Origin of the sequence: Arthrobacter sp. 135MFCol5.1 (genome assembly GCF_000374865.1) — a bacterium.
GTDB lineage: Bacteria > Actinomycetota > Actinomycetes > Actinomycetales > Micrococcaceae > Arthrobacter.
In genome coordinates, this window is the sequence record NZ_KB895478.1 from 1 (window position 1) to 8,969 (window position 8,969).

At 64.8% G+C, this 8,969-nt stretch carries 9 protein-coding genes, 1 tRNA gene and 1 pseudogene; 2 read left to right on the plus strand and 9 right to left on the minus strand.

What is annotated here, in order from left to right:
* A partial coding sequence (locus C563_RS0120560; RefSeq protein ID WP_018763294.1) for an SDR family NAD(P)-dependent oxidoreductase occupies positions 1-642 on the minus strand: 642 nt, incomplete at its 3' end.
* Positions 639-1,565 carry an NAD(P)-dependent oxidoreductase gene (locus C563_RS0120565; RefSeq protein WP_018763962.1) on the minus strand — a complete coding sequence of 309 codons (927 nt, stop codon included), beginning with the start codon at positions 1,563-1,565 and terminating at the stop codon, positions 639-641. The genes C563_RS0120560 and C563_RS0120565, both read right to left, overlap by 4 nt.
* Positions 1,566-1,626: 61 nt before the next feature.
* Between C563_RS0120565 and C563_RS0120570 the strand changes: the two genes are divergently transcribed.
* Positions 1,627-2,691, plus strand: coding sequence for a D-2-hydroxyacid dehydrogenase (locus tag C563_RS0120570; RefSeq protein ID WP_018763963.1), 1,065 nt, complete (start codon positions 1,627-1,629; stop codon positions 2,689-2,691).
* Between the two features lie 209 nt (positions 2,692-2,900).
* Here C563_RS0120570 and C563_RS0120575 read toward each other — a convergent pair whose 3' ends face one another.
* The 7 genes from C563_RS0120575 to C563_RS0120605 all read right to left on the minus strand — a co-directional run bounded on the left by C563_RS0120575 (position 2,901) and on the right by C563_RS0120605 (position 7,857).
* Positions 2,901-4,247, minus strand: a complete 1,347-nt coding sequence (locus tag C563_RS0120575; protein WP_026265202.1) for an MFS transporter — start codon at positions 4,245-4,247, stop codon at positions 2,901-2,903.
* Between the two features lie 158 nt (positions 4,248-4,405).
* The gene (locus tag C563_RS0120580) at positions 4,406-5,203 is read right to left on the minus strand and encodes an IclR family transcriptional regulator (RefSeq protein WP_018763965.1); all 798 of its coding nucleotides are present in this window, start codon (positions 5,201-5,203) and stop codon (positions 4,406-4,408) included.
* Positions 5,204-5,452: 249 nt separating this feature from the next.
* Positions 5,453-5,743, minus strand: a complete 291-nt coding sequence (locus C563_RS0120585; RefSeq protein WP_026265205.1) for a hypothetical protein — start codon at positions 5,741-5,743, stop codon at positions 5,453-5,455.
* Positions 5,744-5,846: 103 nt separating this feature from the next.
* A tRNA-Val gene (locus C563_RS0120590) sits at positions 5,847-5,919 on the minus strand.
* A gap of 101 nt (positions 5,920-6,020) precedes the next feature.
* The gene (locus tag C563_RS0120595) at positions 6,021-6,941 is read right to left on the minus strand and encodes an NAD-dependent protein deacetylase (protein WP_018763967.1); all 921 of its coding nucleotides are present in this window, start codon (positions 6,939-6,941) and stop codon (positions 6,021-6,023) included.
* Between the two features lie 5 nt (positions 6,942-6,946).
* Positions 6,947-7,441 (minus strand): peroxiredoxin, encoded by a 495-nt coding sequence (locus C563_RS0120600; protein WP_018763968.1) that lies wholly within the window; start codon positions 7,439-7,441, stop codon positions 6,947-6,949.
* Entirely contained in the window at positions 7,438-7,857 is a 420-nt protein-coding gene (locus tag C563_RS0120605; protein WP_026265207.1) for a DUF3052 domain-containing protein, read from the minus strand. Before C563_RS0120605 ends, C563_RS0120600 begins: the two co-directional genes overlap by 4 nt.
* Positions 7,858-8,282: 425 nt before the next feature.
* Between C563_RS0120605 and C563_RS0120610 the strand changes: the two are divergent.
* Positions 8,283-8,969, plus strand: a pseudogene (locus tag C563_RS0120610) (pyruvate dehydrogenase (acetyl-transferring), homodimeric type); the annotation flags it as partial.

Consider the following 8,969-nt stretch of genomic DNA (forward strand, 5'->3'; position numbering starts at 1 on the left):
GCGGCCCAGGATCCAGGCATTGAACTGTTCGTCATCCACCAGGTTCTGCGTCATCTCGGTGTGGATATACCCCGGCGCGATCCCGTTGACCTGCAGGCCGGACCCGGCCCACTCGGCCGTCATCGCCCGGGTCAGGTTCCGCAGCCCGCCCTTGGCCGCAACATACGGGGCAATCGTGGGGCGGGCCAGGTCCGTCTGCACCGAACAGATATTGATGATCTTGCCCCGGCCCCGCGGAATCATGCACCGGGCCGCCTCCCGCCCCACCAGGAACGCACTGGTCAAGTCCGTGGAAATCACCCGCTCCCAATCCGCCACCTCAAGGTCCAGCATCGGCACCCGATGCTGGATCCCGGCATTATTCACCAGAATCTCCAACGGACCCACATGCTCTTCGATCCACGCGATACTGCGGCCTGCCGCCTCACCATCGGTAACGTCAAACGCGACACTATGCACCCGGCCCGGGGCATAATCGGCGGCCATCGCCGCCTCGGCCTCCTTGAGCCGCTCCCCGTTGATGCCATTCAACACAACCGTTGCACCGGCGTCCGCCAACGCCCGGGCCAGCGACGAGCCAATACCGCGGCTGGAGCCGGTCACCAACGCAACCCGGTCCGACAAATCGAAAAGTGAACTCATGGAGCAGCTGTTCCTTCCGCCGCAACTGCGGCCCTATGGCTGAGGTTGGAGATGGTTTGGCGCACTACTGCGAGGTCCTGGTCGCCAAGGCCCTGGCGCTTCAGCTCGGCGTAGAGTTCGGCGGCGGCCGTGGCGATCGGGGTTGCCGTTCCCGCTGCGCGGGCTGCGTCGAGCACGAAGGAAAGATCCTTGTGCATGAATTTTGCCGGGCCCGTGGGGGCGTAGTCCTTGCTGACCAGGCGCGGTCCGACGATATCCAGCACCCTGCTGCCGGCCAAACCGCCCGACAGGACGTCGAAGAGCGTCGCCGGTTCGAGCCCGGAACGCTCTGCCAGTTCGGCAGCCTCGGCGAGCGCCGCCGTCGTCGTCCCCACGACCAGCTGGTTGCACGCCTTGGCGAGCGACCCTGCGCCAAGGGGACCAAGGCGGCGGACGGTGGTGCCCATGGCGTGCAGGAGCGGCTCTGCCCTGCGGAACGCGGACTCCTCGCCGCCGGCCATGATGGCGAGGGTGCCGTCCGCGGCGCCCTTGGTGCCGCCGCTGACCGGGGCGTCGACAACCTGGGCGCGCCCGCCGGTGAGCTCGGTGACGCGGCGCCCGAAAACCTGGACGGCGGTGGGCGAGACACTGCTCATGACCAGCAGGACGGTCTGGGGCGCCGGCGGCTCTTTTTTCCACCGGGCAAGGAGCCCGGCCGCCGCCTCCTCGATGTGTGGCAGGTCTGGAAGCATGAAAACGATGACGGGAAGATGGCCCAGGTCTTCCACCGCGGGGACAATTGTTCCGCCGAGGTCCCGCAACCGGGCCGCTGCCCCTGGAGACCGGTTCCAGCCCGTGACCTGCCATCCGCTGCGGAGGGCGTTTGCCGCCATCAGTCCGCCCATCAATCCCAGGCCTGCAAAGCCTGCGCGTTTGTCCTCCATTTACCCAGCCTCACGTCATCGTGCTTTAAAGATTTGTTCAATATCCTAGCCATGATTCAGTATGATGAACACCATGACTTCCATAACTACCGTGGCCATTGCCGTGCCGCTCGAAGCCGAGCTGGTGGACCGGATCAGGGCCGTTGATCCGTCCGTGACCGTCCTGTACGAGCCCGACCTCCTGCCGCCGGAGCGCTTCCCGGCGGACCACGCCGGAGATCCGGATTTCCGGCGGACCCCGGAACAGGAAGAACGCTATTGGGCGATGCTGAACAGCGCACAGGTCCTCTACGGATTCCCCAACGAAAGCCCGTCGGGCCTGGCCCGGATTGCCACGGACAACGGACACCTGCAGTGGGTCCACGCCATGGCAGCCGGCGCAGGCGGCGCGGTTAAAGCGTCTGGCCTGGACCAGCAGACACTGCAAAAGTTCAAGGTCACAACGTCCGCCGGCGTGCACGCGCTTCCCCTGGCCGAGTTCGCAGCGATGGGCATCCTGAACGGGTTCAAACGCACCGCCGAGCTGGCGCTGGACCAGCGGGCCAGGAATTGGCCGGAACTCCGCACTCCCACGCGGCTGGTGAGCGGTTCCCGGCTGGTCATTGCGGGGCTCGGTGAGATCGGCCTTGAGACGGCCCGGCTTGCCCGCGCCCTGGGCATGGCCGTCAGCGGAACCAAGAGGACCCCGGAGCCCCTGGAAGGCATCGACCAGGTGACCGGAAACGACGGCCTTCCCGGCCTCCTTGCCACCGCCGATGCCGTGGTGAACACCCTTCCGGGCACCCCGTATACGGAGAAGCTGTTCAACCGGGACGTATTTGCTGTCATGAAACCCGGCACCGTCTTCGTCAACGTCGGACGCGGCACCGTGGTGGATGAGGACGCGCTGCTCGAGGCCCTGGATAATGGCCAGGTCTCCTACGCCTGCCTTGATGTCTTCGCAGTGGAACCGCTCCCCCTCGAAAGCCCGCTCTGGGGCCACCCGAAGGTTCTGGTGTCGCCGCATACGTCAGCTTTGAGCGCCGCGGAGAACAGGCTGATCACCGACCGTTTCTGCAGCAACCTGCGAACCTTCCTCGACGGCGGCGAACTCCCCCACCTCGTGGACACGGTCCACTTCTACTGACCCTTGGCCAAGGCACCGGCAAGGCCGCTGCATCCCCTGCCCAGGGGATGCAGCGGCCTTTCTTTTTGTGGCGCCGGACTGCTGCCCATCAGGCCGCAGCATCAACGGTGCTCCTCGGAACCTCCCGACCTCCGCGATGCCGGCCGGCTTGTCTCCCGCACACGCCAAACGCCCGGCCCGGATGATCCGGACCGGGCGTCAGGCCGGCGTCAGCTGGCGTCTTCGACGAGGACCAGGTCCCGGCCGCCGGTTTCCGGCGTGAAGAACGTGGTGATGAACGAGATCAAAGCGAGGACGAGGGAGTACAGGGCGGGAACCAGCCAGGAGTGGTTGGTGGCCGCCAGCAGGGCGACGCCGATCATCGGGGCGAAGCCGCCGGCGAGGACGGCCGACAGTTCGCGGCTCAGGGCAACCCCGGTAAAGCGGTGCTGGGAACCGAACAGCTCGGGCAGAAGGGCACATTGCGGCCCGAGCATGGCCTGGACGCCGAGGGCGATGCCCACCACCATGACCAGCCAGACGAGCGTGACATTGCCGAGGGTCACCAGGTAGAAGGCCGGGAGCGCGATGACCGCCTGGAACAGGGCACCGTAGCGGTAGACGGGGACACGGCCGTAGCGGTCGGACAAGGCACCGAATGCGACCACCATGACGGCGGCAAAGCCGGCCGCGATCAGCAGTCCGGTTGGTCCGATGAACTTGTCGCCCGGGAAGACACCGGCGGGCATGCTGATGAACGAAACCAGCAGGGCCGAGTAGATGGAGGAGTTTCCGTTTTCACCCATACGCAGGCCGATCCCCACCAGGACGTTCTTCTTGGAATGCCGCCAGATCTGGGACACCGGGTTCTTCACCACAGCCTTGTGCTTTTCCAGTTCCTGGAAGACCGGCGTCTCCTTCAGGCGAAGGCGGATGAACACCGCAATGCCGATCAGGATGATGCTGGCAAGGAACGGCACACGCCACAGCCAGCCCTGCAGGACGGACTTGTCGGCCATGGCCATCAAGGCGAATGTTCCGGCGCCCAAGAGGGTGCCCAGCTGGATGCCAACGAAGGGCAGCGCGGCAAAGAAACCACGACGGCGGCGCGGTGCCACCTCGGAGATCAGCGTGGTGGCACCCGCCTGTTCAGCTCCGGCCCCAAGGCCCTGGATGATGCGGAGGCTCACCAGGAGGACCGCACCCAGCATTCCGGCCTGGTCGAAAGTGGGCAGGAGTCCAATGGCGAAGCTGGACATTCCCATGAGGCCGATGGTGAGGATCAGGACCATCTTGCGCCCAAACCTGTCACCAATGTGGCCAAAGACGATGCCGCCGAAGGGCCGGGCCGCAAATCCCACACCGTAGGTGGCGAAGGAGGCAATAACGGCGCCGCTTTCACCCAGCGGGGCGAAGAAAAGCGGGCCGAAGATCAGCGCGGACGCCAGGCCGTAGATATAGAAGTCGTAGTACTCCAGTGCGGACCCCACGGAACTTGCAAGAGTTGCCCTTCGCAGCTGGTCGGCGTCGACGACGGTGCCGTCCGCGGCCTGCGGTGCATTAGTACGAGTTGTCACAAGAACTCCCTCATCACGCGCCAGGCCCCCGTTGGCCTGGCGGGTCAGCAACGACACCCGAGATGTCGATCACTATGTTGAACAGAGTACAGCAAGTTGGACAACAGGCAAGCGGTTAAGCCAAAAAGTACATGCACGGACCCCTGCGGGACGCCTTCCTAGCTCATGGGATTACCCAAGGACCGTGCCAGTTCCTGAAGTTCCTTGACCATCTGCGCACCCTGCTCGGGGGTATAGGTTGCCTTCAGCGCCGTCACCGACAACCCCAGGCTGGGTCCGTGGGAGCCGCGGGTGGGGACGGCCACGCCCAGGCAGACCACGCCCGTAGTGGATTCCTCGTCCTCGAAGGCGTATCCCTGCTCCCGGATGGACCGCAGCTGATCCTTGAGCTCGCGACCGGTCCGCAGGGACTTAGGGGTGAGGACGGGCAGCTCGGCGTCATCGGGGAACAAGGCGTCGATGTCGTGGTCGTGAAGCCTGGCGATCAAGACCTTGCCCACAGCACAGAGGGAGACCGGCATTTTGTCGCCGATGTTGGAGGTGAGCCGGACAGCCGGATGCCCCTCGTAGCGTGCCAGGTAGATGACATTGGTCCCGTCCAGCATGGCAATCCGCACCGTCTCACCGGAAAGGGTGGGCGCCTGCTCGCAGTACCGGTAGAACTCCTGGACCTCGTCCATGCGGCTGAGATACGCCGCGCCAAGTTCAACCAGCTTGCGGCCCAGCATGAATTCGGAGCCCTGCCTGCTGATGAGGCGGGCGTCCTCCAACGCCAACAGCAGGTTGGAGGTGGAGGACTTCGGGATTCCCAGCTCGCGGGCAAGGTCACTGAGGGTCAGCCGTCCCCCTGCGGACGCAGCCAGTGCCTCCAGGACGGCGGCAGCCCGGGTAACGGCAGGCGCAGGCGAAGCGCTTGCAGGCCCGTCGGAGGAACGTGGGGTGCGGGAATCGGCCATGATTCTCCTTCGGTAGGCGCATGCACTCATCAGCTCTGTCCATTCAGCTGAACACAACCCATCATAGTGGCTGGCTTGGGCGGACCTGCGGTGCCCGCCGACGCCTGGGCGATAACGCGGGCGCCTCGGGACTTTTTGTTTCCGGGAGTTCACGGTATATTCATCCCAGGCCCTCCACCGCGGCATCCCCCAATAGTCGCGGTGGAGGGTTTTCCAATGCCCCGAAGCCGGCGGACCAAGCGGGGCCGGTCAGGCCGCATCCGCTGCCGACTCCCTGCGCCGCCAGCCGCCGCCCAGGCCGTCACGCTGGAGATACATGGTGGTCAACGCGGACCGGCTGTTGTTACCCAGCCGCACCTGCAACTGCAGGACTTCCACATCCACGCCGCTGTTGCCCTTCGGCATCCGGCGTTTGGTCTCCCACCAATTGACGCGTTCGTACCACCTCACCGGCGCGGCACCCACCGCCCATTCCCTGCCGCGGCTCACCACCGCCGTCGGCATTCCCTCGCTGTCTGTGTGCACTATGACATGTTCCATCCCTGCAACGTATGGCAGGGCACTGACAACGGGACTGGAAAAGCCGAAAAGCAAAAACCCCGCCGCCCCACCGGAAAGGCGGGACAACGGGGTTTCACATGAGTGGGTCCTACCGGGATCGAACCGATGACATCCACGGTGTAAACGTGGCGCTCTACCAGCTGAGCTAAAGACCCAAATTGCGCGGTTTCCGGCGGTAACGCCGCAACCAACGAACATAAACTCTACCCGACGTTGGACCGCGAACGCGAATCGGCCCGCCCGGGGCCTTCCCGCACTACAGGGAAGGAAGTTCAGCTGCCAGGTAGCCCAATGCCTGGCTGACCCCGGCTTCGAGTTTGATGGTTGCCTTGTCATCACCGCGGGTGGCACCCCGGTTGATGATGACCACCGGTTTTGACTGCTTGGCGGCGTGCCGCACGAACCGCAGGCCGCTCATAACCGTCAGGGAAGAACCGGCCACGACCAGGGCGGCTGCCTCGTCCACCATCGCGTAGGACCGCTCCACCCGGTCCTTGGGCACGTTTTCACCGAAGTAGACAAAGTCTGGCTTCAGGGTTCCGCCGCACGCAGGGCAGAGCGCCACCACGAAGCTGTGGATGAGCGCCTGGTCCTCGACGGTGGCGTCAGCGTCGGGCGCCATTTCCACGAGTCCGGAAGCTGCCGCCCGCTCCAGGAAGCCGGGGTTGAGTTCCTCGAAAACACCGGCAAGGAGGCGCCTGGAATACGTCCGCCCGCAGTCCAGGCAGATCACTTGGTCATACCGGCCGTGGAGGTCGACGACGTTTGAACTGCCCGCGTCCTGGTGCAGCCGGTCGACGTTCTGGGTAATGAGTCCGGTAAGGAAACCGCGCCGTTCGAGTTCGGCTGCGGAATAGTGGCCCTGGTTTGGATCAGCATGCCGCATATGCGACCAGCCGATGTGGTTCCTGGCCCAGTATCGGCGCCGGTTGGCGGCGTCGCGGACAAACTCCTGGTAGGTCATGGGTGAACGGGGCGGCGAGTCCGGGCCGCGGTAGTCGGGGATCCCGGAATCCGTGCTGAGCCCGGCCCCGGTCAGCAGGGCGAAACGAACCCCCGCGAGCAGGTCCCGGATCCGGACCAACACCTCAAGGTCCGCACCCGAGGGCGGGGCCGGGGCCACCGGCGGCATGCTGGCAAAGCCCGTCAGGCCTGTCCCCCGCCGCTGCTCAGCCATCCGCCTCAGGCCTGCTTCAAATCCGCCAAAGCGGCCCGGTACTCACCAAAGTCGCGGGCTTGGCCCCGTGGGTTCACCACGCTGTACCGGACCGTGCCCTCTGCATCGATGATGAAGGTGGCCCGTTTCGCCATGCCGCTGCCGGCGTCGAACACGCCGTAGGCGCCGGCCACGGCCCCGTGCGGCCAGAAATCGGCCAGCAGGTCGAAGCCGTACCCTTCCTGGGCCGCGTAGGCGCGAAGGCTGAACTTGCTGTCAGCGGACACTGCCAGGACGACGGCATTCGAATCCTCGAACGTGGCAAGGTTGTCACGTATCTCGCAGAGCTCGCCGGTGCAGATCCCCGAGAAGGCAAACGGGTAGAACACCAAGGCCACGTTCTGTCCGCGGAAGGACGAGAGGCGCACCGGCTCACCGTACTGGTTGGCCAGCTCAAAGTCGGGCGCGGTTGTGCCCACGGCGGGAACAACTGCGGAAGCGGCCTCGACCGCTGCCGTCATTTGTTCTTCCTGCTGACCAGGCGCGCCGCGCTCCAATCCTTTGAGACACCGGCAGAGGTTGTGACATGCAGGCCGGCCGTTGGTGCGGCTTCCTGGATGTCTGCCGGCGAAACGTAACCGTCCCGGCCCGACTTGGGGGTCAGGACCCAGACAACCCCGTTTTCGCTCAGGGTAGTGAGGGAATCCATCAGGCTGTCGACGAGGTCTCCGTCCCCGTCGCGCCACCAAAGGATGACAGCGTCCGCCACCTCGTGGTCGTCCTCATCCAGCAGCTCCGAACCGGTGAGGTCTTCAATATCGTCACGCAAGTCGAAATCGACGTCGTCGTCGTAACCGAACTCCTGAATCAGATCCCCATTTTTGAAACCCAATTTTTCCGCCACATTTACCGAAGTGGCGGCGTCGGCCTCGCTCACGTGTTCCTCCAATACGTCATTAATGCGTTGTGCATAGTGATTTCCATTACTCCCAAGCCAACACCCTTTGCGCCTGCGCTTCAAGCTGCCGCCCCCGGGAGTGCGCATATTCTGCGTCACATCCAGCTGCGGCTGCGCCCGGCAAGGGTATTGGCCACACAACCAGTATGACGAACGAAATACAACAGCAGCACCTGGACCGCAGCTACGCATCGCGTTGCCGTCAGGGCTAGAGTGGCTGGTGACAACTATGCCCGCGGGACGACACCCCTGTGACTCCGGACAGGCATAGGAGCGCTAGGAAGCTGCCCGGCACACATGACCGGGCTGTTGTAACCGATACGTCGCACACGGCGTATATACGCCGGGCAGTCACCCTGCCTGGCCTGAGTGCGCCGATTCATGCGCGCAAAGAGAGGTTGGACGTGGCTGCAGGAGAAGATACCTCCCATATCCTCAGCGGGTTGACTAACCAGCTGCCTGATCGTGATCCGGAAGAGACTGCCGAGTGGGTTGAGTCCCTGGATGCGTTGATCAGGGAACAGGGCACTGAGCGTGCCCAATACATCATGCGGAGCCTGCTGCAGCGCGCGGGCGCGCAGAGCGTCGGGGTGCCGATGGTGACCACCACCGATTACGTGAACACCATCCCGGTGGACCAGGAAGCGGAGTTCCCGGGCAACGAGGAATTCGAGCGCCGGTACCGGGCGTACATGCGGTGGAACGCCGCGGTCATGGTGCACCGGGCGCAGCGGCCCGAGATCGGTGTTGGCGGGCATATTTCCACCTACGCCGGGGCCGCGACCCTGTACGAGGTCGGGTTCAACCACTTCTTCCGCGGCAAGGACCACCCCGGCGGCGGGGACCAGGTCTTCTTCCAGGGCCACGCCTCCCCCGGCATGTACGCCCGGGCGTTCATGGAAGGACGCCTCTCCGAGGAAGACCTCGACGGGTTCCGGCAGGAAAAGTCCCGCGCCGGCCACGCCCTGTCCTCCTACCCGCACCCGCGGCTGATGCCGGACTTCTGGGAATTCCCCACCGTGTCCATGGGCATCGGGCCGATGAACGCGATCTACCAGGCCCAGAACAACCGCTACCTGCACAACCGGGGC